The following is a 24,352-nucleotide window of genomic DNA, read 5'->3' on the forward strand; positions in this document are numbered from 1 at the left end:
CAAGCCCGTGGACAACCCCGCCAGCAGGTCCCTAAACAGCGACGATTCGCATCAGATCTCAATTAGCGGCCAGGGCGTCCAGAACGACGGGGCGGCCATTCGCTCTAAGCCTCAACTGCGGCGACCCGCTATCAGCCACACCCCGTCGTCCTGGGCATCCAGAGCGACTCACTCCAGACACCTTGATCTTAGGGACCCGCTATGACACCCAACCCGACGCCCAGCCCGAACGGGCCGTGCCTGCTGTGCGGCATCAACGACCGTGATGTCCAAGAAACCCTGGACTTCCTCTCCGAGCTGCCCGCCCGCCTGCCCGAACTCGCCCTCACCTACGGCCCCCGCCTCGGTGCGGCTGTGACGGTGGTGTGGGCCGTGACCGCCGCTGTGCGCTATCTGCTCGGCTGGCTGCAGCACGCCCGCATGACGCCCGAGGCCCGGCTGATCGAGATTTCCAGCCCGCCCCACAGTGACCCGGAGGGTGCGCTGGTGTTGTGGCGGCAGCTCGTCGGGCTCCTGCGACCCGCTTGGAAACGTGCCTTCGCCGGCCAGCCGCACCTGGTGTGGGAGTACTGCGGCAGTAACGCGGGAGTGCGCATCCGGCTGTGGGTGCCCGGCGCCATCCCGGCAGGGATCGTGGAGAAGGCCGTCCAGGCCGCCTGGCCGGGAGCGACCACCACCACAAGCCCCGCCACCTCCCCCCTCCCCGCAGAGGCCGAGGTCGCGGGCGGGCGGCTTGTCCTGGGCGCGCCCGAGCATTTCCCGCTCGCCACCGGCCACGACCACGACCCCGTCCGCTCCCTGCTGGAAGCCATAGGCGGACTCCGCGACGGCGACCACGCCGTAGTGCAAGTGCTGGCCCGCCCGACCACCGGCAAGCGGCTGCGGCACGCCTATCGGGCGGCCGCTCACCTGCGTGGAGGCGGCAGCCGCCACCGTCTCGGCCGCGTCTTCGACGAGATCCTCCCCCTGCCCACGCACGCCTGCGAGCACCACCGCACCAGCGACCTGGCCCGCGACTTCCCCGAACGCGCCGAACAGGTCCGCACCATCCTGGCCAAGGCCGGTCAGCCGCGCTACACCGTCGCCATCCGCTACGCCGTCGCCACCACCGGTCGCGAACCGATCACTTCGGGCGCCCAAGCGACCGTCAACCACGACAGCGCAGGCTCCGCCGATCTGGTCCGCCGCTGGCTGCGCGGCCACGCGCACACCCTGGCAGGTGTCTTCGCCCTGTACACCGGCGGCCACCAATACCTGCGCCGCACCCGCCTCTGGCGCCCCCGCCGGATCATCGGCTCGCGCCGCCTCGACGCCGGCTACCTCCTGTCGGTGGCCGAGCTGGCCGCGCTCGCCCACCTGCCCTGGGACACCGACGCGCCCGGCATCACCCGCGCCGGAGCCCGCCCGGTAGCGCCGTCCCCGGCCGTCCCCCGCGCCACCGGGGGCGGGACCGCCCGCATCCTGGGTGACGCCGACAGCGGCGCACCGCGCCCCGTAGCGCTACCCGTACGGGACGGGCGGCACCACACCCACGTGCTCGGCGGCACCGGCGTCGGCAAATCCACCCTGCTCGCCAACCTCGTCCTCACCGACGCCGCAGCAGGTCGAGGCGCCCTGGTCATCGACCCCAAGGGTGACCTGATCACCGACATCCTCAACCGCCTGCCCAAGCGGGCGATCGGCCGGACCGTCGTGTTCGACCCGCAAGACCCCGCGCCACCGCCGTCGATCAATATCCTCGCCGGGCCCGACCCCGCCTTCGCCGTCGACTCCGTCGTCACCATCTTCCACCGCTGCTTCTCCACCGCCTGGGGGCCACGCGTGGATGACCTGCTCCGCTCCACCTGCCTCACCCTGACCAGGGTCCACGGCCACAAAGCCACCCTCGCCGAGGTGCCCCGGCTGCTCACCGACGCGGCTTTCCGCGCCCAGATCGTCGCCCGGCTGGACGACGGCCTGCTGAGCGGATTCTGGGACTCTTACGAAGCTCTCACCCCCGCCGGGCAGGCCACCGTCATCGGACCGGTCATGAACAAGCTCCGCGCGGTTCTGCTGCGCCCGTTCGTGCGACAGGCGCTGGCCAGCCCGGACACCACCGTCCCCATCGGCCGCCTCCTCGACCGGGGCGGCCTCATCCTGGCCCGGCTGCCGAAAGGCATCCTGGGTGACGACGCGGCCCGGCTGTTCGGCTCCATCCTGCTCGCCCACACCTGGCAAGCCACCACCCGCCGCTCCCACCTGTCCGAAGCCGACCGGCCGGACGCGTCCCTGGTGATCGATGAGTGTCACAATTTCTTGAATTTGCCTGGTCACGTCAACGATGTGCTGGCCGAGGCGCGCGGCTACCGGCTCTCCCTGGTGCTGGCTCACCAGCACCTCGACCAGCTCCCGAGTGATCTGCGCGAGGCGCTGTCCGCGGATGCCCGCAACAAGATCTACTTCAACGCCTCGCCCAAAGACGCGAACGAGCTGAAGCACCACACCGCGCCGCTGCTCGGCCCGCATGACCTCACTCACCTCGGCGCTTACCAGGCCGCCGCCCGCCTGGTCGTCGACGGGCAGCAGACGTCCGCGTTCACCCTGCGCACCCGGCCCCTGCCCGCCCGGGTGGAGGGCCGCGCCGAAGAGATCCGGCAGGCATCACGCGAGCAGTTCACCCAGCCGGACGACGTGGCCCAGCGTCCCGCCCGCAAGCCGCGCGGCCAGCACACCCTCGACCACGATCTGCGTACCGGCCTGCGCAACGGGCTGCCCGGCCACGGCGAAGAGCCCGCCTGACCCCGGGCAGCGCAGCCCGGCACTCGACCGGTCCACCAGCCACGCACCCGTCCAGCACCCGTCGCCTTGAGGAGTTCCGTTATGCCCGTCACTCGTATCCCGCTCGGTCTGCCGCGTTTCGACGCCGAGGCGATGGCCACCGCCGCCGCCCGGCTCACTCCCCGCGACTACCAGGTCCTGGAACACCTCCTGCACCACCGCGTGCTGACCACCCATCAGCTGCAGCGGATGTTCTTCACCAAGCCGCAGCCCACCCGCCGCCGCCTGGGCATCCTGCGCCAGTTGCACACCATCACCCGCTACCGGCCCTGGACCCCCTACGGCGGCTCCGAACCCAACCACTGGGTCCTCGGCCGCGCCGGAGCCGAACTCCTCGCCCTACGCGGCCACAGCACCGTCAAAGAGCTCGGCTACCACCCCGACCTGGCCATGTCGATCTCCGTCTCCAACAAGAGCGGCCACCAGATCGGCGTCAACGACTTCTTCGTCCACCTGCACCACCTGGCCCGCCACACCCCCGGCGCCCTGCTGCGCGCGTGGCTCTCGGAACGCCAGTGCGCCAAAATCTGGGGTGATCTGGCCCGGCCCGACGCCTTCGGCTGCTGGTCCGAGAACGGCCGCCAGATCGACTTCTTCCTCGAACACGACACCGGCAGCATGACCCTGGCCAAGGTCACCGGCAAACTCGCCACCTATACCGACCTCGCCGAGACTACTCAGATCACCACCCCGGTGCTGTTCTGGCTGCCCAGCCGGACCCGCGAAACCCACCTCCGCGACATGATCACCACCGCCGACCTGCCCATCGCCACCGCCGTCCAGACCAGCCTCGACGACGGCCCCGCCGGACCCTGCTGGCTCCCCCTCCCCCACCGGTCAGGCCAGGCGCGCATGCGGTTGGCCGAACTCCTCACCGCCTGGCCCCGCCTCGCCCTCGGCCGCAGCCCACAAGTTCCCGCCACCACTGCCACCGCCGCCGGCTCATACGACGACTACCTCGACAGCCTGTTCCCGAACGAAGACGAGAGCAGGTGAAGATCGCTGCGGCCGGCGCCGCTCTCCTCTTGCTCATCCTCATCCCGGCGTTCGTCGCGGCCGCCACTAGTATCCTCACCGGCTCCGGAACACCCGGCAGCGGCGGCTGCGCGATCGCGCCCAGCGCCACGAGCAGCACGGAGAGCGAGCCGGTCGCGGCCCCGGCCTCCACCGGCGCCGCCTCCGCCGCCTTGACGTTGGACAGCGAGCAGCAGACACACGCCGCGCTCATCGTTCAACTCGCGATGGAGCGCGGCCTGCCCGCCCGGGCAGCAGTGATCGCGGTCGCCACCGCCCTGCAGGAATCCCAGCTCCGGAATGTCCGTTACGGGCATCTCGACAGCCTGGGCCTGTTCCAGCAGCGCCCCTCGCAAGGCTGGGGTACGCCCGAGCAGGTCCTCGATCCTCGCCATGCCACCGGCGCCTTCTATGAGCGCCTGGTCACGGTGCGGCGGTGGGAGCGGCTTTCGCTCACCCGGGCCGCGCAGGCGGTGCAGCGCTCCGGTCGCCCCGACGCCTACGCGCGCTGGGAGCCACTCGCCCAACGCCTGGTCGACGCGCTCGCCGGGGCCTGCGTCCCGCTCATCCCGGGCGAGCAGGTCACCGCTGTCCTCGCCTACGCCCACGCCCAGCTCGGCAAACCGTACCTGTGGGGCGCCGAAGGACCGACCGCCTTCGACTGCTCCGGTCTCACCATGCGCGCCTACCAAGCCGCAGGCATCACCATCCCCCGCGTCGCCGCCGACCAATGGCGCCACGGCCCACCCATCCCCGCAGGCCAGGAACAACCCGGCGACCTCGCCTTCTTCCACCAGCAAGCTGACGGGCCCGGACATGTCGGCCTCGTCATCGGCGGCGGCCAGATGATCCACGCACCCAACCGGCGCATCGTCGTCAGAATCGACAGCTACCAGCGCGGGGATCTGATCAGCTTCACCCGCCCTCTGCTCAGGTTCGCGAGTTCTGAAGGTGGTTCCCGCGGGAACTCGAGGGCCGATGGCGGAGATGCTCGGGGCCGCGATGTCCGTGACGGTGTCGGTGATGATCGGGTACCACCGGTCAGCGGCGCGGCCGCGCGTCTGGCCGTTGTGCGTGCCCGGCTCACGACGAGCCCGTCCGTCGGCCTTCATCTGGTGAGGACCCTGCCCGCGACCATCCGGCTCAACCTAGCCGCCGCTCCGATCACCGTGGCCAACCCCGCCTGACCCGGCGGTCAGGCCGCCCACACCGCCCTCACCCGGGCATCCCCATCCGCCGTGGGGTCGGAGCCCGGGGCGGCGGTGCCGGGGCGATCAGGGGCCCCACGGGCACGGCGTCGACGGCCGGGGAGGGCGGCGGTCGCGTTCGGGGCAGCGGCGTTCACGTTATGAATGGCGGCGTCCAGGTCGGCGGGAATGTTGTCGGTGGTGGCGTTTTCCGGCGTGGCGATGGCCATGATGCGATGCCCTATCCGATCGCATTTCCCGATCCCGTTCCCGGGCTGGCTTTTTGTTTGCGCCACAACCAATGCTTGCATAAAAAACCGCTGGCAAGTCGATCTGGAAACAATTTCCGCCACCGCAACGGCTGGAGAGGATGCCCTAACGAAACAACCGTATATCTGGGAAACATCTTGGGAGAAGATCGCCGGACAAGCTTGACATCAGTGGCTGGCGCGGCTCTTCACGCATTTCACCGAGTGACGGTGAACGATGCCCGATTGCCCGAATAGCACGGCACTATTCTTCGAGGCGAATGCGCGTTCCGGTTGACATCAATGCGGTATAGAGCGTCCATGGAATTAGGCAATCAGTCGCCACCGAAACACCCCCGGAATCAGACGCCGGGAAAACGGAAAGGACATGCCGATGACGCTAGACAGCACCGGCACCGACGACATCACCGTGAACGCCTCCCACGCACGCGGCCTGAACGCCCACGGCCCCGGCTGGGCCCTGATGTGGAACGACCGCCACCACGAGCCCCTCATCGTCCGCCACCGGCGCGGCGACGACGGCTCCCTGCTCGAGATCTGCGCCTACGAGCACATGTTCAAGCTCAGCGGCGAACACGACGCCTGCGACGACTGCACCACCTGCGGCCTCAACGACACCCCCGACTACAACGCCATCGCCGCCGCCATGACCGAGATCCTGCGCGACTACTACCCCGAACGGCACACCATCGCCACCCACATGCCCGCGACCCTGCCCTACACCCGTGCCCTGTCCCACCACGGCATCCGCCGCCTCTTCCAGGGCACCCTCCGCGAGACCACCTTCGACCAGCTCTACCGCGCTCCCGGCGGTCACCTCATCGAGATCATGTTCCCCTCACCCCCGCCACCCCACTGACCATCGCCTGGCCCTACCTCACCGCCGCCATCCCCACCGCACCCGTGCCCACCACCGAGCTACCCGCCGACACCGCACCCACCGGCATCGCCGAGCTGATCGCCGCCCACCTCGTCATCCACCCGCCCGCCCCCGCCCCGGACAACGCGGACGGCGCTGACATCCCCACCCACGCCTAACCCGGCCACACACCAAACGGCCCCGGACACCGTCCCACAACGGCACCGGGGCCCATCCATGCCCGCACAAACCACCGCACTGCCGCACTTCGGTGGGCGGCTGCTCGCCGAGCCGCTTCCCGGCAAGTCCTCACCAGGACCGGCCGATCGGGCAGGAACAGCCCGGGGATCTGGCCTTCTTCAACATGGAAGCCGACGGTCCCAGACAGGTCAGCCTCGTCATCCGCCAGATGATTGACGCGCCCAACCGACACGACGTCGTCAGAACTGCCCCTTACCGTCGTGCTGGCTTGATCGATTTCATCCGTGCTGCTGCCAAGGCTGGCGCGTTGCGAGACCGACGCTTATTGCTCCTGATTGGACGAATGCCGGGGCGGATCGCTGTTCTCCTCGGTGGTGTGCGAAGGGCGCGTGAAACGGCGGCCTTTCCCTCGACTTCCGGTCACGCTGCGGCATGGATTCGCTACTCTGCGGGAAGATCTCTAGTGGCCTCACGATCCAGGAGACCCCCGCTATGGACCTGCCTAACGCCGCATATGCTCCCTTCACGATATGGATGCCCCAGGGGATGGGCGGTCCAATCGAGGTCAGATCAGACTATTCCGTGATTCACATGGCAGTGGTGGAACGCGCGCATGCCACCAAGCTGCCAAGGACCTGGAGCGTCACGGGCGCCTACATACTCCTCGACCGGCCAGACGCGCTGGGCCGCTGGGGCGCGTATGTCGGCATGGCTGCTCCAGGCACGCTGAGCAACCGGCTCCGTGAGCATCTGCGGGCCCGCGACCACTGGTATCGAGCTGTCTTGATCCGCCGCAACACCGACGAACCTTTTCACACCAGCCAAGCTGGATGGCTCGAAGGACACCTCTACGACCTGCTCGCCGGCAAGCCTCACATTCGCCTTCACAATGGCAAGCGGCCCCAAGATCTCACCCTCTCCGCCAAGGACCAAGCGGGGATGCAGACCTGTGTCCCTCCGATCATCACCCTCCTTCACGCCGTCAGCCACCACATCGACCCAGACCTGGCGATCCTCTCGCACAGCCCCCACGTCGACCAGATCCAACCGCACCATGACCCGCCCTCCGAGCGCCCCTTGGCGCAAGCGGCACCCAAACGGACCGGCAACGAGCGCCAGCCCGCCAAGCGCTACCGCAGCAGCATCACGGTTCTCGACCTCATCCAGGCAGGTCTTGTTGCCCCGGGCGCGAAACTCGTGGCCAACTCCTCCAAGCACCCCGGTTCCGCCATCATCGCCGCCGACGGCTGGATCCTCTATGAAGGCCAAAGAAGCAGGTCTCTCTCCACCTCTGCCAACGACCTCACCGGCACATCCCAGAATGGCTGGGACTTCTGGAAAGTCGAAACCCTCAACGGGTGGGTCAAGATCGGCCATCTTCGCCATCAACTCGAGCAACAGCGCGCCTCTGACTCCCAACGCCCGTAGAGGTCGAACGCATGGAGAGGTGACCTTCCATAACGCCGACAGAGGGCATGCAGCCGAGATGGGAGCTTTCTGTGAAGGTGGTCCAGCCGGGCCGGTGATGCAGGAGGCGTGCCCCGGCCAGCACATTGGGCTTGTGCTGGGCGGGGCACGCTTCCTGCGCCACCGGATCAGGCGCTACCGGATGTAGCCGTCTCCTTTCGCCCCGCCGTGCATCCGGCAGGCGTGTTCCTCTTCGGCCGTGAGCACCACGGCGCGCAGCTCCTCAACGTCGGTCGCCAATGCCTTGTAGAGGCGATGCCAGCCATCGATGATCAGCATGCCGCCGTTCGGGACCGGGGCCACGATCAGCGGCTCGGACATATCGACACGGGCAGCATGCTCGGTGTTGATGACGATCACCCGGAGCATGCCCGCCCAGTCCCTGGGTTCGATCCGGGCCACGGGCGTCCGGCCCTGGGTGGCCTTCTTGGCGGCGGTGATGTTCCATTTCCAGGCCAGCAGTTGGAACGTCTCGATGCGGGAGTCGTCGGCTGGACCCGCTGACGAGACGGCCAGAGATGCTGGAGCGGCCGGGTGTGAGCTCTGGGGAGCGTTCACTGCTGCTGCTCCCTTCCGGCCGTGGGGTTGGAGGCGGCCGTGTCGAGGAAGTCACGGGCGGCGGCCCGTTTGATCAGCTCCAAGGCGCAGTCGAGGTGCGCGAGCGCGAGGTCCTTGTCGCCCACGCCATCCCGGCCGCCATCGGGCGGGGTGTCGTCGTGGAGGTCTTGGGTGCGGTAGCAGCTGACCCAGAAGCTGAAGCGGGCCATCGCGCGGACGATGCCGAGCCTGTGCTGATGGCCGTAGCGGGTGAGCAGTTCCCACCAGTGCAGCAGGACACTCGCCCGTAGGCCGTCGTACAGTTGCTCGGCGCTGACCCGGTAACCCCCGGTGAGCCGGGCGGCCACGGCGCTGGCCGCGCTCCTGTTGGCCTGTTGCTGTTGCCGCGCCAGGGCGTTCAGGGATGTTTCGTCCAGAGCGGGACGGGGTGTTGTGTTCGTCACGAGTGGTGTCCTTTCATCGGGGGTGTCTCCAGCGCCGGGATGCGCTCGCGCGGTCGACTGGTCCGTCATGGGCCTGCCACCGTGGAGGCGGGCGGGGTAGGGCTGTCCAGCCGGGGGTGGTCGTGGTCCACCGGTGCGGCCGTGGCCGGGGTGGCGGCCTGTTCGATCAGGTGCCGGGTGAGGAGATGGCCGCTGTCGTGCAGGAAGTCACGCGCGGCAATCCGGGCGGCGTGAGCCAGAGCGTGATCGAACAGCGTGCCCGGCCGGGAGGCCGGAGGCTCGCCGGTGAGGTAGTGGCGGGCCCAGGAGCGCACCCGCCGCAGCGCGTGATCGCAAGTCAGCCTCTTGCCGGTGGCTTCCTCGTCCACCAGGTCCCACCAGGTGCGTGATGCCTGCGCGTGGGCGGCGGCGAACGACTGCTCGCCGGTGAGCCGTTGCCCGTTCTGCAGGGCGAAGATCGCCTTTGCTACCGCCGTGTAGTAGGTGTACCGCGTGTCGGTGATCTTCTCGGCGGTCAGCTGCTCACACGACAGCCGCGCCGTCCCGTCCGGGGGTGTGGTGCCGTCCCGGGCGGGAGGGGTCCTGCTCGGTTCGCCGGGTGCAGGCTGGTGACGGTGATCCATCGGGTGGTGTCCTTTCGTCGGGTGACAGGGTTCGGTGGGGGGTGAGGGTCATGGGGTGGCCGCACGGCTGACGGCCCGGGATGTCACGCGGCCCGAGCCGGGCAGGGCGCAGGCGGGCACAGGCGGATGAGGGGCGGCCGATACGCGGGCGGTGGGACGCGTCCCCGTACACGCCGTCACGGGCGGCGTTCTGTGGGCGGGGCCTGCTCGGTCGTGGTGGTCGGCAGGGTGGTGTCGGCCGGGCGGGTGTCGTGATCGGCGGGGAGAGCCAGAGCCTGGGCGAGCTTCTCGGTCGCGTCCAAGAAGGCCCGCGCGCCGCCTCGGCGGGCCTCGGCCATCGCCAGGACGAACAATCCGCCGTTGCTTACCGGGCGGGCGTTGACCAACAGGTCCTGCGCGCGTTGCCGCACGGTCAGCAGCGCGGTCGCGCCGTCCACCGGCTCCTCGCGGCCGTGGGTCAGGTCGGTGACCTGCTGCCACCACGACATCCGCTGGTAGGCATAGGCGATCCGGCCCAGATCCTTGTCGTACAAGGTGCCCTCGTCATCGAGGCAGGCGATGCGGTTGAGCGCCTCGCCGAGTTCCCCCCGGGCGGTGCAGGTGTAGTGGAGGGCCAGATCTTCGAGTCGTCCCATGATGATCTCCTTCGGTGACGGTTGGTGATAAGTGTGGGGCGGGGTATCGGGGGGTCAGGCCCCGGCACGTACGTCCGCCCGGTCCCCGGGTACGTCCGGGGTGCAGGGCCGGGGCCTGTAGGGGCACCGCCGGTCCGGCTTCCTGAGGGCGGGTTCCGGCGCGCCGCCGGGTGGCGGCGTGGGTGCCCGGTACGGCCCGCGCCGGGCCGTACCGGATGCCAGGGATGGTGGGTCAGGCGGTGGCCAGGAGCCGGAACCCGCGGGCCTTGAGTTTGGCGTTGTCATGGTCATCGAGCAGGGCCCGCTCGGCGCGGACGGTGGCCACGTCGCGGCTGCCGAACACCGGGCTCTTGTGGTCCAGCCGCTCGGTCACCGCGTTGTAGGCGGCCCATCGGGTGTTGCGGATCGGCTCCTGGGTCGGGGCCTGCGCGAACAGGTATTCCAGTTCCCGCATGGTCAGGTCGTGATTGCGCTTGGCCAGCTCTTTCGCGTCGGCCGGGAGGGGGTGGAGCCGGTTGGCGAACTGCCGGAACTCCTTGACCTCCATCGGCACCGCGAGCAGCTTCTCGGCCTCGGCGGCGAACGCTTCCCCGTGCTTCCAGGTCAGCTTCAGCGCATCGCGGGCCTCGGCGATCCGCCCGGCCACGTTGCCGGTATGCCGCACGGTGAACTTCGAGGCATGGTTAGCGAGCGCGGCCCGTTCGGTGTTCGCGCACACCACCCGGACCGGGGTCGCCACGGTGACGAACGACCCCCACCCGTCATGCCGGGAGAACGCCGCCAGGTACAGATCGAGCTGATCGAACCCGCCGACCATGAGCGGCTCGGGCAGCCGCATGGTGACGAACACCCGGCGCCCGCCGTTCAGCGACCCGCCGGTGTCGAAGATCGCCCCCGACTCATCCACCAGGGTCTGCAGGAATCCAGTGACGTCCTCGTTCTGCAGGACCTGATAGTCCCGGCCGACCCGGCCGAGCCGTTCCGGCTGTCCGGTGACCGGGTTGGTGCGCACCACGAGGAAGTCTTCGTCCGTGACGACCGGCAGGCCGGTAACGGGGTCGGTGACCTGACCGACCGGCACCTTCCGCACGTTCCACCCGGCGAGCTGGGCGTGGGACAGCAGGTCCTCGGCGGTCATCGGGCCGGGCGCGGTGTAGCCGAGCCCGTGCCAGCCCGGCTTCCCGGCGGCGGCGAACCCGGCCGAACCGTTGGCGAACATCTCGATTTCGTGAGCCATGACAGGTCCCTTTCTGACGTGTGGTGCGGACATGCGAAACAGACGCGATGACGGATTTGGTGTTGCAGGGTCCGGCCCCGGCCCTGTGCGGGCCGTGTGCCGGTGCTCAGAGGGCCGGTGTTGCCGCCCGCGCGGCAGGCCCGGGACCACCGATGGCGGTGAGGCCGTGCAGGCGGCGGGTCGGAGTGCGTGCGGTGCGGTGCGGCCGGGCCACGGGCGCTCTGTAGGGGTGTCCCGCCCGCTACCGGCCCCGGGGCGGGCGGGCCGGTCAGGGCGGCCCACCCGCGCCCCCGGCTCAACCGTCGTAGCTGTCAGCCCCCACGCCGCCCTCGGCGGCAGCGTCGGCTGACGCGCCGTCGGCGGCGGGGCTGGCGGTCGGGCTGGCGGTGGGGGCAAGGGCGAACCGGCGGGGCCGCTCACAGGACAGCACCGCATCCCCGAGGCTGACCAGCCGGTCCAGGGCATTGGCCACCGCGCCGGACGAACGGTTGATGACCTTCCCGATCTCATACGGGGTGAAGTCCTTGTCCGGGAACTCGAGCAGGTGCGCGTGCACCATGTCCCGCAACGCCCCCGGCCGGACCCCGTCCCCCGCCCCCGCGCCGCCAGCGGTACCCGGGCGGCGGGCCGCCGCCGGTCGGGCCGGGGCGGCGGTGGTGCCGGTGAGCACCGCCCGCACGTTCCGGTGCGCCGAGGCGACCTTCGTCATCGCCATTTCGAGGAACCCCAACGCCATCACGGCGTTCCCCTCGCCCTTGGCCGAGATCACCCCGTCGAACAGCTCGATCAGTTCCGTCAGGTCGGCCTGTGCCCGCACCCATGCCGGATCATCGGCCACCGGCTCAGACACCGGCTCTGACATGTCGGCGTCGGGGGCCAAGTCGTGTTCGCCGTCCGGCTGGTCCGGACCGTGACCGGCCGTGTTGTTACCGCTCAGGCCGTCCGTCTGGCCGCCCGGCTCCTCGGCCAGGTGCGCCTCGTCCGTCGGCTCCTGCGCCGGGGCAGGGTTGGCCGAGACGATGGGCGACGGGAGCGCCTCATCGTCCGACGCGAGTGCCGTGTCCGCATCCAGGGTTTCCGTGTCCGGCGTTTCTGTGTCCGGCGCGGTGATCACGGCGGGCGCGACATCCGGCGGGTCCAGAGCCGGGACCGGGGCCGATGCGTCGGCGGTGCCGGTCGGCACGGAGGCGTCAGCAGCGATCGGGAACCACCGGTCAGCCGCGCGGCCCCGCGTCTGACCGTCGTTCACCCCCGGCTCACGGCGGGCCCGCCCCTCGGCCTCGAACTGATTGAGGATCTTGCCCGCGACCATCCGGCTCAGCCCGGCCGCCGCCCCGATCACCGTGGCCGACCCGCCCGGCCCGGCGGACAGCGCCGCCCACACCGCCGCTACCCGGGCGTCCGCGTCCGGGGTGCCGTCGGCGTCCGGGGCAGCGGCGTCGGGGCCGTCAGGGGCCGCCACAGGCACGGCGGCGGGAATGGCGGCCGCGCTTTCGGTGTCAGCGGGGCCGTTTTCGGTAGCGGCCATTTCCGGGGTTTGAATAGCCATTTCGTGACGCCTTTCCGGTTGCCCTACCGGCCCCGTCCGGGCCGGTGCTTTTTCGTTTGCGTCACGACCATCCCTCGCCCATAACGCGGACGGCAAGTCGACCGGGCGATTTTCTATGTCACCCCAACGGCTGGAGAGGCTAACCTAACAAAAACAATCGCTGATCTGCAGAAACATCTCACGAGAAAATCACGGAGCAGGCTTGACATTAGACGCGCATCCAGCTCTTCACCTATTTCACCGAACGACGGCGGACGATACCCGAATGCCCGAATACGGCGCGAAAGAATGCGCGACGTTAATACGCATCCCGGTTGACAAGCATGCGGGGATCGAGCGTCCATTGAATTAGGCGGTCAACACCGCCGACACGGCACCCGGGAATAACACGCCGGGGAAATCGAAAGGCACACCGCATGACGCGCGCTAACGCCACCACCGCCCGCCGCATGGTCAGCCCCCGCAACGCCCAGGCGCTAGCCAACTACGGCCCCGGATGGGCGATCATGTGGGACGACCGCCACGTGCAACCCGTCATCGTCCGCCACGAACACGGCGACGACGGCACCCTTATCGAAATCTGCACCTACGAGGAGATGTTCACCCTCGGAGCCGAATGCGACCCGGGCGACGACACCAGCACCTGCCCGGCATGCGCACCGGATGCACCGCCTGACTTTTACCTGATCGCCGCTCACATGACCGACATCCTCGGCGACATCTACCACGACCGGGCCGACATCGCCGCGTGCATGCCCCTGACCCTGCCCTACACCCGCGCCCTCGCCCAACACGGGCTCCATCGCCGGTTTCAGGGCGTACGGCGCACCCAGCTATTCGATCAGCTGTACCGCTCACCCGACGGCCACCTCATCGAACTGACCATCCCGGTGCCCGCCACACCCGACCGCGCCCCCACACCCCCGCTCATGATCGAGTGGGCCTACCTGTGCACCCACCCCACCGGCCCCGGCCATCCCGGCCCGGATCCTGTCGCCCCCGCCAACACCCCACCCGCCGACATCGCCGCGATGATCGCCACCCACCTGGCGATGCACCCGCCCACACCCACCACGCCGGACGGCATGAACGCGCCTGACAGCGCCGACATGCCCCCCACCGCCTAACCCGCCTTCGGCAACCGACGGCCCCGGGCACCGCCCCACAGCGGTACTCGGGGCCGCAGCCATGCCCACGCACAACACCCCCGCCGGACGGCGGACGGCGGACGGTGAGATCCTGCTCGCCAAGGCGCTTCCGGGCAGATCCTCACCGGGGCCGGCTGAAGCGCCGGCAACAAGGCAAAAGGCTTGAACGTCGGACACGACGAGCAGGAAGCAACGCAACCAGGGGGACACGGTGAAAAGGCGGCCGGCACCGTACCAGCCACCCCGCCCACATATTCAAGGGAGTCGTCCTTAGACGATGCGGGGCGGCCATCGCAACAGCCGAAACCCGCATGACCTGAGCAGACGGCACACCAGCAGGTGTCGCGCCCTCAGCGGCGACACCGGGCGCAACACCAAAACGCGACACCGAACACAACACCGGACAACGCCCCGCGCGTGAACCCGCAACAGCGAACGCGACACCCTCAGCAGATCCCACAGCCGCCTCCCGCCGCAGGCGGCGGGTCCGCCACGCCTCCCCGCCACCAGCGGCGGCCTCCGCCTCGGCCCGGTCCGTCCGGTCCGGCCGCCCAGTGCCCCCGCACCGGACGGCCGGACCGGTATCGACCCCCACCTGCGCCCCAGACGTCAAGCCCCCGCTGTCACGCCAGGGGATCCCCCCGGCCTCAGGCCGCGCCGACAGCGGCCATGGCAGCGGGCTTCGACCGAACCCGGCGATGACGAGGCCTACCCCCAAGTGTTCCGCCCGCGCCAGCCCGGCGACCATCCGCCCGGGCCCGCGCGCCGGTCCGCGACCGACCCCCGCCTCTGCCCCACGGCCACCACGCCACCCGCACCGGATCAGCGACGGCGGTGGCGGCAACGGCCCACGTTCCCGTCCCCGACCGTTCCGCGGCCACCACCCCCGCCAGCGACGGAACCGCCACCAGCGGGCCGCTCAGCCCTGCCCCGGCACCCCCACCCACCGTCCTCACCCTTGACACCGCTGCAGCTGACGGCAACGGTGACGTGCCCGGCCTTGCCCAACTCTCACACGACTCCACCTCCAGCAGCCCCGGTACGGCCGACACCGGCGGGCCAGGCTCCACCGCGCTGCGCTCGCCCAGGCCGGACCCGGCCGACCCGGACCCGGCCGGGAGACACCGCAACGCCATCGGCGGCAGGGCCCGACGCAGCTCCTCCGGACCCACCGCGCCGATCACCACCTGCTTGCCACGCAGCGCCAGCCACCGACCCCCCACCACCAGAAAGGCCCAATCCGGCCAATCCTCGCGCAACCCGGCCAGCGCCTGCCTCGCCCACCCCTCCTGACCGAACGCCGACACCCGATCCGTCCCCTGCCTCACCACCCCTCCCCCACGCCCGCGAAAGGGTCCAGGCCACCAACCGCCTCCCCCCGGCCGGAACCCGGTCCTTCCGCTGACACGGGAAGACCATCCGCAAGGCCGCCCGGCTCTTCACCAGCGGCTCCTTCGCCGCCCGCCCATGACAAGCCACACCCGGCGGCGACGCGCCCCGCCTCCTCTGCGACCCCACCACGGTCCACCGGCAGCGGCGCGCGCGAACCGCCCGGTCCTCGCGCGCCTGCCCCAGCCGCGCCTGAATCGCCCGCTGCGGTCGCTGCCGGTGCGGGCGCCGACATCTCCTCCCCCGGGAGTGCCAGCTCGGCCCAGATCGCATGACCGGTACTCGCATCACCCGCCACCCCGCACCGGACCGCCAGCTCAGCCACCCCGGCCAAACCCCGCCCATGCCCGGCCAGCCCCGGCCCCGACCCCGGGGCTGGCGAGAAGTCCGGCACCGAACCCCCGCCCAGGTCATACACCACGATCCGCGCCACACCCGCGCCGCGCAGCAGCTCCACCACGAAGAACCCCCGCGCCTGCCCCGCACACGAATGCCCAGAACACGAGTGCCGCAGAGCATTCGTGGCCAGCTCGGCCGTCACCCGCTCCGCGTCCTGCCCCCGGCCGGTGTCGGCCAGCAACCGGCCCACCATGCGCTGCGCCGGAGCCACCTGATCAGCCCGCCCCGCAAACGCCTGCCGCCAGGCCATCCCACCCCACACCGGCCGCGACCCGAACGTCGACATCACCAGCCCCGGCGCCAGATCCGGAAACTCCTCCCCCAACAGCTGCCGATCCACCCACCGTGCATCGAGGTGGCGCGGCTCGTCCGAGAGGTACTGCGTGCGGTGGTCCATGATCGCGTCCCTTTCCGGTCACGCCCCCGGCCCGCCCGGGAAGCGGCCAGCACCATCGCGCACCTCGCCGCCCGAATCACATCCCCAACCCGCAACCCCGCCCCCAGCCCGGCCCGACCAGCACCAACGCCGACCGAACCGCCGCCAACGGCCCGCGCCCATTCCCGGCCATCACCCCACGCAGAGGCTTGAGCCCCTCGCCGCAGCCCGTCTACCGTCCCTCAACCCCGCGCGAAAGCGGGCACCAACCCGAAGCCCAACCTCAACGAACAGGACCCTGACCGCATGCTCAGCACCGGCTACCAGACACTCCTCGACTGCCGCCGCCGCAGCCGCTACCTCCGCCAGCACGGCTTCACCACCGACCAGATCGCCACCATCCTCGCCCTCGACCACCCCGCCACCCCACTACGCCTCTACCGCCACGCCGCCGGCCTCACCGCCACCCAAGCCGTCACCGCCTACCACCACCTCGCCGACACCACCGGCGCCAGCCTGCGCGAATCCCGCCTCTATGCGCACGAAACCTGGCCCGAGACCGGCCGGCGCCCTTCCCTCTTCACCCTGCGCCTCCTGGCCCGCATCTACGACACCCAACCCGTACGCCTGCTCACCCCCGCCATGCTGGCCACCTATACCCCTCGCGACCAGCACGCGCTTCACCGAACAGATGGATAGGCCCGCTGGACCAGGGCTCCACCGTCGCCCGCTTCTCACCCGATAGGACCGGCTGGCTAACGCACGAATCGCTCATACACCTGCCGGGCCTGCGGACTCGGCACCGCGTCGATCTCCGCCAGTCGCTCCCGCAGCAGCGCGAACGAGCGCCGGACCGCGGGCAGGCGTCCAAGTTCGCCTTGGACTGACATCAGCAGGCACCACAGCGTCTCGCTGCACGGATCGATGCACTCGACCGCCAGCCGCAGTACGTCCACCGCCCGCCCTGGATCATCGGCCCGCATCAGCTCGGCCATCCGCTCGGCGGCATCCGCGGCCTGGCGCTGAGCGGCCTGCCGCAACGAAAGCACCCACAGATCATCGCAGCCGGCCAGCAGCGGCCCCCGGTACAAGGCCAGCACCTCATGCAACGCCGCCACCCGCACAGCGTCCTCGGCCGCGATCGAGGCCAGCTTGCACGCGTCTTCGAACCGCCAGAAGTCCGTATCGAACGACGCCGACGGCAGCAGTCGCCGCTCCCCGGACTTCAGCACGAACCGTACGCCGGCCGGACACCCCACCGCCTGCCGCAGCGCCCGGTTGATCTCCCGCACCGCCGAATCCAACCGGCGCCCGCCGACCTCCCCCGGCCACAGCGTCTCGGCAATTCCCTCCGCCGAGACTCCGTCCCGCGATACCGCAAGCAACGCCAGCAACTCCCGGGCCTCGGCACGACCGAAACAGATCTCGACCCCGCCATACGACAGCCGCGGCACTCCCAGCACCTCGGCTTTCGCCTTCCCTACCGCCGCTACGAAACCCGACCCCAGCCTGGCTGAAGCGCTGGATACGAAGGGCGCCTCGGCCTCGGTTTCCGCGCCTGCCTCTGCTACCGCCGGGCGAAAGCCGGGCTGGTCAGGCTGGGACGGAGTCGCCGCCATGTGCTCGTTACGGTCTGGCTTGGCAACCGGCTCCGCCGTCCCGCAGGTGGCCGCAGGCGCCTGCGCCCCAGCGGGGGATAGAACAACCGCCGTGGATGCTTCGGCTTCCTCACCGTTGCGACCATCGATACCGCGTGGACAAGCAGCACCGCCAGACAGATCCACAGCAGATGAGCGCGCGCCTGCCTGCGCCGGCCAGGGCCGTAGCCGACCGATCAGCGCAGTGGTCAGGACCATGAGCATGAGCCCGAACGCCAGCGCGCCACTCAGCGGACCCATCGCCTCAGGCAGATACCGCGACCGCGGCCTCACCGCATCGACCAGTGCGGGCGCGGAGGAACCTGCTGCGGGCGCAGGAGAAGGTGTCGAGGCCGATGCCATGGGCGTTTCCGATGGAGCCGGTGATGGGGGAACCGTCTTGGACGATGGCTCCCTGCCGTCCTTGTGCGGGTGCTGCTGGCGGTGGGCCCTTGTCGGACGATCTCGGTCCGAAGCCCGAGCCCGGCCAGTTTCTCCTCTGCTTGGAGCAGGCAGGCGCGGTTCGGGATCCCTCCTGCGAAATTGGGCTGGCTTGGCTTCCGGCCGCTTGATCGTCGAAATCACCTCGCGGGACTTCGACATCTTCCGCGGCTTCGAAGTAAGCGTGGTATACGCCGCCGGATTGCGCTGCGACCGCGCCAGATACTCCAGGAGATCCGAGACGACCGGCATTCGGCCTTCCACCAGGTCGCCATACACCGACGCACAAACTTTCTTGATGTCGTACACCTGATGCGGTATTCGGCCCACGGGCGGACAGTAAGGCACTGCGTCAACCGCACTGGCCGGCGAACTCGCGGCCCACACCATGGACGCCGCAACCACCGCGCCCAGCTTCTTCACCACGTCTCCGACGCGCTGCCGCCGCATAGTGCCTCCCTGCCGCTCTTGAGCCTTCGCACTGATCAGACCGTGCGCGGCCGTGCAACAGGGGTGGTGAAACCCTCCACGGCAGCTACTGACCGAGGGGGCGGCGTCCAGAGCGGCGAGAACCCCTATAACAGCGGGCCTCCTGCGCAGAACACGCGATGGTGAGAAGTCACCATCGCGCGGAATCACCCATCGCCCGACACGACGAGAAGGACCATCACAGAGAGCGTCGTCACCATTACTCTCTGATCGGAGGTGGCGGTGGACGGACAGGATCAGGTCAAAGCGCAGCGCCTTTTGGAAGGCGTCGTCCCGGATGAGATTTTCGTGTCGTACTCCATACTGCTCACGGAGGGCGGCTGCCCGGAGGACGACGCCGCGTCCCTGCTGGGAGGCAAGGAGCACGTCGCGGAGCTGACGGCTCGCGGGATGGCGCATCGCCGGCCGGACGGTCCCGCGATGCCGCCACGTCTCGTGCCCGCTCCCCCGGAACTCGCGTTGCAGGGCGTCCTGACGGATCTCTCACGCCGTCTCGTCAGCGATCAGGAACGGCTGCTGGCAGGGCACAAGCGACTGAGCGAGTTCCATCAGACGCCGACCGAGGCATCCTCGAACTCGGCGATGGACCGGCTCGTGCACATCGTCACCGACCGAGACGAGATTAGTTCCCTGTCCTACGCCCTCATCAACGCCGCCCGGCACGACTGGCTCACGCTGGACAACTACGTTCTGGAGGCGCCCGTCGAGGACTCCACCGGGTACGTACCGCTACCGGTCTTCGAAGGTCAGGTGCAATGCCGGGCGATCTACGAGACCCGCTGCGCAGAACATCCGATCGGCGCCAAGACGATCGAGGCTGCGGTGGAAGCCGGGGAACAGGCGCGGCTGCTGCCCCGCATCGGGATGAAGATGAAGCTCGCCGACGAGACAGTCGCGCTGGTCCCCTTGACCCCGACCGGCATGGGAGGGGCGCTGCTGGTGCGCTCCCCCGTCATCGTCGGAGCGCTACGGGAGTACTTCGAGCTGCTGTGGGACAAGGCGATCCCGTTCGGTAGCACCAAGGCCGCCGGGCCGCTCACGCCCGCGCAGGTGCAGGTGCTTCAGCTGCTCAACCAGGGACTGTCTGACGAGGCGATCGCCCGGCGGATGGACATCAGCGTCAATACCATGCGCCGGCACTGGACCGCCATCCGCGACGAGCTGGGCGTGGAGACCCGCTTCGCCGCCGGAGCCGCAGCAGTACGCCGCAGTTGGATCGACTGAACCCGAAAGGTCTTGCCATGCCCAATTACGTGGACTTTGTTCCCCAGCAACGCTTCCAGCCCACCCTCGTATTGTCCCCGAACGGCCGGCTGGTCGCCTATTCCAGCCACGTCTCCGGGCACTACGACCTGTGGGTGGTGCCCGTCGCCGGTGGCGAGCCGCGTCGCGTGGCGGGTTTCGACGACCGGACCGTCCGCCAGATCGCCTGGACACCCTGCGGCGAGCGGCTGGTCTTCACCGCCGACGAGAACGGAGACGAGCAATTCCGCCTCTACCTCGTCGCCTCGGATGGCGGCGGCCTGACTGAGGTCGGCTCCGGTCCGGACTGCCAGCGGGTCCTGGCCACCTCGCCGTTCGACCCGACCGGCCGCTTGCTGGCCTACACCGCCAACGACCGCGACCCCGCCGCCCAGGACCTCATCGTCCACGATCTGCAGACCGGTGAGCTGCGCCGGTTCACGCCCCCTGACGGGGTCGCGTTCGAGGCCGTCAGCCTCTCCCCCGACGGCCGCTGGCTTCTGGCGACCGGGTTCCGTTCCAACACCGACATCGCCATCTACCTCACCGATCTGAGCGCGCCGGATGCCACGCCGGTCTGCCTGACCTCCGCCCTGGGCGAGGGCGTCTTCGAGCCCGGAGTCTGGGCGCCGGACGCCAGCGGCTTCCACCTGCTCACCGACCACTGGAGCGAGTTCACCGCCGCCGCCTTCTACGACCTCGCAGCCCGTTCTCTGCAGGCCATCGCCCGCCCGAACTGGGACGTCGAGGTTCTCGACGCCGCCGTGGGAGTCCGCATCTGGTCCGTCAACGAGGGCGGCAGCTCCCGGCTGCACGCCGACCGCGACGGCAGCCCCATCCCGCTGCCCGACATCCCGCCCGGCGTCATCTCCGCACTGTCCCTGGCACCCGACGCCTCCTTCGCGATCATCCTGATCAACTCCGCGGCCAGGCCGGCGGAAATAGCGGTCGTGGACCTGGCCCGCCACGAGTTCCGCTACCTCACCGACACCCGTCCCCCGGCCCTGCACGTCATCGACCCCGTCGCCCCCGAGCTGATCACCTATCCGGCCCGCGACGGACGCGACGTCCACGCCCTGCTCTACCGCCCGGACGGCCCCGGCCCGCACCCTGTCCTGCTGTTCATCCACGGCGGCCCAGAATCCCAGGAACGCCCCATCTACGCCCGCTCCGGCCTCTACCAGCACCTCCTCCACCAGGGCATCGCCATCCTGGCCCCCAACTTCGCGGGCTCTACCGGCTACGGCACCGCCCACCAGAAGCTCATCTACTGCGACTGGGGCGGTATCGACCTCGACGACCTGGACCACGGCGTCCAATACCTGCACACCCTCGACTGGACCGACCCCACCCGCCTGGCCGTCATGGGATCCTCCTACGGCGGTTTCGCCGCTCTGTCCTGCCTGGCCCGCCTCCCCTACCCCTGGGCCGCAGGCGTCTCCATGTGCGGTCCGAGCAACCTGCTCACCCTGGCGCAGGCATCCCCTCCCACCTGGAAGACCTTCGTCGCCACCGTCCTTGGCGACCCCGACACCCGCGCCGAACAGCTCCTGCAGCGCAGCCCCGTCACCTACGCCGACAACATCACCGCTCCCCTGTTCGTTCTGCAGGGAGCCCATGACCCACGCGTTCCCCAGGCCGAATCCGACCAGATCGTCGCCCGGCTGCGCGAACGCGGCGTGCAGGTCCGCTACGACATCTATCCCGACGAGGGCCACGGCTTCACCAACCGCGCCAACGAGCTGAACGCCTACGAAGCCATCAGCGCCTTCCTCCACACCCATCTGATCGCCACCACCGCCGACCGCCCCGAAGCGCTCCAGGTGGGCTGAAAGTCCCACCGAAACAGGGCCTCATCCGCAAGACGGGACCGCCTGACGCGTACCCTCTGTCTTCCCGGGATGCGGCCCCTACGCGACGTCGGGGTCATCCGGTAGACCGCGTGGAATGTCACTCCCATAACTCGTCCACGCATGATCCAACAAGCAACGCATCCGAAAGGTCGCAGTTACGCTACGCACCGTGACGATCAGAAATATCGGGGAGCCGAGGATGCCCGTACAGGTTGAACGACCGCGTGGCCGAGCCCGCACCCGAACTCTGCTGACGGTGGGCGGAGCCGCCGCCGTCATGGCTGCCGCGATAGCTCTGGGCAGTGCTGGAGTGCTCGGTAGCCGGCCGGACTCTTCACCTCATACCGTGGACGCTCTGGCAGGCGTGCCTGGCGATCATGTCCCTGCCTCTGGCCCCGTGCAGCGCGCCTCGAATGTCCTAGCCAACGACACCAGTTCCTCGCACCGCAAGATCGCAGAAGCAGACGAGGTCAGCGGCGCCGCAGGCGTCAACGCGGACAGGAACCGAAAGCGCGTCGATGAGCCGCATGCGCTCCACGAGCTCCCGCAGCGACCTGCGCTGGCCGTCCCTGCTGCCGACCATCGCCCTTCCCGACCGGAGCCTCGGCCGAAGCGTGCTCCGGGCCGTCCCCGCCACGAGCACCCGACGCCGCCCGGACGCGGCACGATGCCATCGCTGTTGGAGATGCAGTGCGACGAGATGTTCCCCGCTCACAAGCGCGAGTTTCGGGTGCGCAACATGGCGTGCCATAGCCTCCTAGGTTCCTGAACGCTGCCGCGCCCGAGTACCGAACAGTGCTGCAGGTTGTCCCGGGTGGCTGGTGAGTTTTCGGTATTGCTGAGCGGAGCCTGTGACGGTTGTGTCACGCTGCAGGTCCGGGCGGTCGAGCGTAGCCACGCCACGGAGGGGTGGTCACACAGCGACCAGCGCAGGAGGGAAGACGTCCTGATCGAGGTGACGGCGCTCCTTCTGCGCCACACCGAGCTGCAGCCAGCACTGGTGCGGCGATCGCCTGGACGAATCTCCGCCGCTCGGCAATGCGAACGCCTTCGTACACGACGTACCCAAGGAGCCGACTGTGCCAATGCTCGTCGCTCATATCCGAGCAATCGGCGACTCCGAACTCTGCTCTCGTACGGGCTTGGGGGTGCCCTGTGGCGATCAGTGACGCGGACATTTCAAGGGCGCTGTCTGCCTACCTTGGGCGCTACCCGGACGAGGCCGCGCTGCTATCTGAGCCGGTGCAGCTGCTGTCTCAAGGTGGGGACTTCTCCTCCCGGCGGAATTTCCGGATGCACGTGACTGTCGGCGCGCTGCTGGTCCGTGGCGACAAGATTCTGCTGGTTGAGCACCTCTCGTACGGGATCGTGTTGCAGCCCGGTGGTCACCTCGAACCGACCGATACCACGTTGATCAACGCAGCAGTGCGCGAGTTGACGGAAGAGACCGGTGTCGATCCCGACCAGATCTTTCCGGCGTCTGAGTCGCAGACCCCTGTCTACGTCGAGTACGGCAGGGTCCCCGCCCGACCGGAGAAGGACGAACCGGATCACTACCACCTCGACATCGGCTATTCCTTCGTGACGGATGCGGACGCAGGGCGCATCCAAGAGTCCGAGGTGACGGGTGCCGCCTGGTACCCGCTTGCCACGGCTGAGCGCCTCGTCGGTCACCGTATCGCGCGAGCGGTCAGCGTATCGGCCCGAACCAGCTGAGCAGCCTGTCGAACGTCTCCGGGCGGTAGCCACGCCGGTCGAGCTTCGCCGTCAGTGTTCGGCACCTTGTCGAGCCGAACACGAGGGCTTCGACGGGCACAGCCTAGCTGTGGGGGTCACTCACTCGAAGGACGGTTTGACCGTCCGGTCCCGACTTCGTTTCAGCTCGAAGAAGCCGTCAGTGCTGGCGACCATGACGAGGCCGTCCCAGAGTCGACCCGCAGCCTCCCCACGAGGGGCCGGTGTGATCACGGGGCCGAACAGGTACGTGCCGGCGATCTGGAGAACGGGTGTCCCGACATCGAGGCCGACCTCGTTGAACGCCTCATGGTGTGAGTCCCTGATGAGCTGATCGAACTGCGTGCTGGCAGCGGCTTCAGCCAGCGACTCGGGCAGGCCCGCCTCTGAAAGGGCTTCGGTGATCACCGAAGGATCGTCGCGGCGTCTCTGGTTGTGCAGCCGGGTACCGATAGCGGTGTACAGCGGCCCGAGGACACCGCGGCCTCCGTACTCAGCGGCTGCCGCGCAGACCCGCACCGGACCCCATGCCTTTGTCATCAGGTCCCGATAGTCCTTGCTGAGTCCCTTGCCTTCGCGCTGAACGAGGTTCAGGTAGGCCAGCGACATGATCCGCCAATCGGCACGCACCGGCCGGATCTGCTCAACCTCCAGGAGCCAGCGGGAGGTGATCCATGCCCACGGGCACAGCGGATCGAACCAGAACGGAACCGCCTCGCGATCCGGCTGTCCTGTGGTCATCATGATGAGCACCGTCCTGTCTCCGACCGGTTTCGCATGCTCCG

21 protein-coding genes are annotated in these 24,352 nt (G+C 69.2%); 12 read left to right on the forward strand and 9 right to left on the reverse strand.

Annotated elements, in window-relative coordinates:
• Nucleotides 1–201 precede the first annotated feature (201 nt).
• From ABD331_RS43345 to ABD331_RS43375, 7 genes are all read left to right on the forward strand, one after another.
• Nucleotides 202–2,778 carry a type IV secretory system conjugative DNA transfer family protein gene (locus tag ABD331_RS43345; RefSeq protein ID WP_344488594.1) on the forward strand — a complete coding sequence of 859 codons (2,577 nt, stop codon included), beginning with the start codon at nt 202–204 and terminating at the stop codon, nt 2,776–2,778.
• Between the two features lie 81 nt (nt 2,779–2,859).
• On the forward strand, nt 2,860–3,813 hold the full coding sequence (locus tag ABD331_RS43350) for a replication-relaxation family protein (RefSeq protein ID WP_344488597.1): 954 nt from the start codon (nt 2,860–2,862) through the stop codon (nt 3,811–3,813).
• Nucleotides 3,810–5,018, forward strand: a complete 1,209-nt coding sequence (locus ABD331_RS43355; RefSeq protein WP_344488600.1) for a C40 family peptidase — start codon at nt 3,810–3,812, stop codon at nt 5,016–5,018. The genes ABD331_RS43350 and ABD331_RS43355 overlap by 4 nt, the downstream gene beginning before the upstream one ends.
• Before the next feature lie 189 nt (nt 5,019–5,207).
• The gene (locus ABD331_RS43360; RefSeq protein WP_344488603.1) at nt 5,208–5,453 is read left to right on the forward strand and encodes a hypothetical protein; all 246 of its coding nucleotides are present in this window, start codon (nt 5,208–5,210) and stop codon (nt 5,451–5,453) included.
• 207 nt (nt 5,454–5,660) lie between these two features.
• Nucleotides 5,661–6,146 carry a hypothetical protein gene (locus tag ABD331_RS43365; protein ID WP_344488606.1) on the forward strand — a complete coding sequence of 162 codons (486 nt, stop codon included), beginning with the start codon at nt 5,661–5,663 and terminating at the stop codon, nt 6,144–6,146.
• A gap of 44 nt (nt 6,147–6,190) precedes the next feature.
• Nucleotides 6,191–6,325 carry a hypothetical protein gene (locus ABD331_RS43370; protein ID WP_344488609.1) on the forward strand — a complete coding sequence of 45 codons (135 nt, stop codon included), beginning with the start codon at nt 6,191–6,193 and terminating at the stop codon, nt 6,323–6,325.
• 613 nt (nt 6,326–6,938) lie between these two features.
• Nucleotides 6,939–7,775, forward strand: coding sequence for a restriction system modified-DNA reader domain-containing protein (locus ABD331_RS43375; RefSeq protein WP_344488613.1), 837 nt, complete (start codon nt 6,939–6,941; stop codon nt 7,773–7,775).
• Between the two features lie 174 nt (nt 7,776–7,949).
• On the opposite strand, the gene ABD331_RS43380 is transcribed toward ABD331_RS43375, so the two are convergent.
• The 6 genes from ABD331_RS43380 to ABD331_RS43405 all read right to left on the reverse strand — a co-directional run bounded on the left by ABD331_RS43380 (nt 7,950) and on the right by ABD331_RS43405 (nt 12,859).
• On the reverse strand, nt 7,950–8,372 hold the full coding sequence (locus tag ABD331_RS43380) for a hypothetical protein (RefSeq protein WP_344488615.1): 423 nt from the start codon (nt 8,370–8,372) through the stop codon (nt 7,950–7,952).
• Nucleotides 8,369–8,815, reverse strand: a complete 447-nt coding sequence (locus tag ABD331_RS43385; RefSeq protein WP_344488618.1) for a hypothetical protein — start codon at nt 8,813–8,815, stop codon at nt 8,369–8,371. The genes ABD331_RS43380 and ABD331_RS43385 overlap by 4 nt, the downstream gene beginning before the upstream one ends.
• 65 nt (nt 8,816–8,880) lie before the next feature.
• A complete protein-coding gene (locus ABD331_RS43390; RefSeq protein WP_344488621.1) occupies nt 8,881–9,438 on the reverse strand; it encodes a hypothetical protein in 558 nt (185 codons plus the stop codon).
• Between the two features lie 176 nt (nt 9,439–9,614).
• Nucleotides 9,615–10,073 carry a hypothetical protein gene (locus ABD331_RS43395; RefSeq protein WP_344488624.1) on the reverse strand — a complete coding sequence of 153 codons (459 nt, stop codon included), beginning with the start codon at nt 10,071–10,073 and terminating at the stop codon, nt 9,615–9,617.
• Between the two features lie 232 nt (nt 10,074–10,305).
• Nucleotides 10,306–11,310 carry a DUF932 domain-containing protein gene (locus ABD331_RS43400; protein ID WP_344488627.1) on the reverse strand — a complete coding sequence of 335 codons (1,005 nt, stop codon included), beginning with the start codon at nt 11,308–11,310 and terminating at the stop codon, nt 10,306–10,308.
• A gap of 295 nt (nt 11,311–11,605) precedes the next feature.
• Nucleotides 11,606–12,859, reverse strand: coding sequence for a hypothetical protein (locus ABD331_RS43405; protein ID WP_344488630.1), 1,254 nt, complete (start codon nt 12,857–12,859; stop codon nt 11,606–11,608).
• Between the two features lie 416 nt (nt 12,860–13,275).
• Here ABD331_RS43405 and ABD331_RS43410 point away from each other — a divergent pair, with 416 nt between their 5' ends.
• Complete coding sequence (locus ABD331_RS43410; protein WP_344488633.1) at nt 13,276–13,986, forward strand: hypothetical protein; 711 nt, start codon at nt 13,276–13,278, stop codon at nt 13,984–13,986.
• 1,345 nt (nt 13,987–15,331) lie between these two features.
• Here the strand turns inward: ABD331_RS43410 and ABD331_RS43415 are convergent.
• The gene (locus tag ABD331_RS43415) at nt 15,332–16,192 is read right to left on the reverse strand and encodes an ATP-binding protein (RefSeq protein WP_344488636.1); all 861 of its coding nucleotides are present in this window, start codon (nt 16,190–16,192) and stop codon (nt 15,332–15,334) included.
• Between the two features lie 285 nt (nt 16,193–16,477).
• On the opposite strand from ABD331_RS43415, the gene ABD331_RS43420 reads away from it, so the two are divergent.
• Nucleotides 16,478–16,870 carry a hypothetical protein gene (locus tag ABD331_RS43420; RefSeq protein WP_344488639.1) on the forward strand — a complete coding sequence of 131 codons (393 nt, stop codon included), beginning with the start codon at nt 16,478–16,480 and terminating at the stop codon, nt 16,868–16,870.
• A gap of 56 nt (nt 16,871–16,926) precedes the next feature.
• Here ABD331_RS43420 and ABD331_RS43425 read toward each other — a convergent pair whose 3' ends face one another.
• A complete protein-coding gene (locus ABD331_RS43425; RefSeq protein WP_344488642.1) occupies nt 16,927–18,699 on the reverse strand; it encodes an AfsR/SARP family transcriptional regulator in 1,773 nt (590 codons plus the stop codon).
• 261 nt (nt 18,700–18,960) lie between these two features.
• Between ABD331_RS43425 and ABD331_RS43430 the strand changes: the two genes are divergently transcribed.
• From ABD331_RS43430 to ABD331_RS43440, 3 genes are all read left to right on the forward strand, one after another.
• Complete coding sequence (locus ABD331_RS43430) at nt 18,961–19,962, forward strand: helix-turn-helix transcriptional regulator (RefSeq protein ID WP_344488645.1); 1,002 nt, start codon at nt 18,961–18,963, stop codon at nt 19,960–19,962.
• Nucleotides 19,963–19,979: 17 nt separating this feature from the next.
• Complete coding sequence (locus ABD331_RS43435) at nt 19,980–21,812, forward strand: S9 family peptidase (RefSeq protein ID WP_344488648.1); 1,833 nt, start codon at nt 19,980–19,982, stop codon at nt 21,810–21,812.
• Nucleotides 21,813–22,988: 1,176 nt separating this feature from the next.
• Nucleotides 22,989–23,549, forward strand: coding sequence for an NUDIX hydrolase (locus tag ABD331_RS43440; protein WP_344488651.1), 561 nt, complete (start codon nt 22,989–22,991; stop codon nt 23,547–23,549).
• Nucleotides 23,550–23,669: 120 nt separating this feature from the next.
• Here the strand turns inward: ABD331_RS43440 and ABD331_RS43445 are convergent, their stop codons facing one another.
• Nucleotides 23,670–24,311 carry a mycothiol-dependent nitroreductase Rv2466c family protein gene (locus ABD331_RS43445; RefSeq protein ID WP_344488654.1) on the reverse strand — a complete coding sequence of 214 codons (642 nt, stop codon included), beginning with the start codon at nt 24,309–24,311 and terminating at the stop codon, nt 23,670–23,672.
• Nucleotides 24,312–24,352 lie beyond the last annotated feature (41 nt).

It is taken from the genome of Nonomuraea monospora (genome assembly GCF_039531895.1).
Lineage (GTDB): Bacteria > Actinomycetota > Actinomycetes > Streptosporangiales > Streptosporangiaceae > Nonomuraea > Nonomuraea monospora.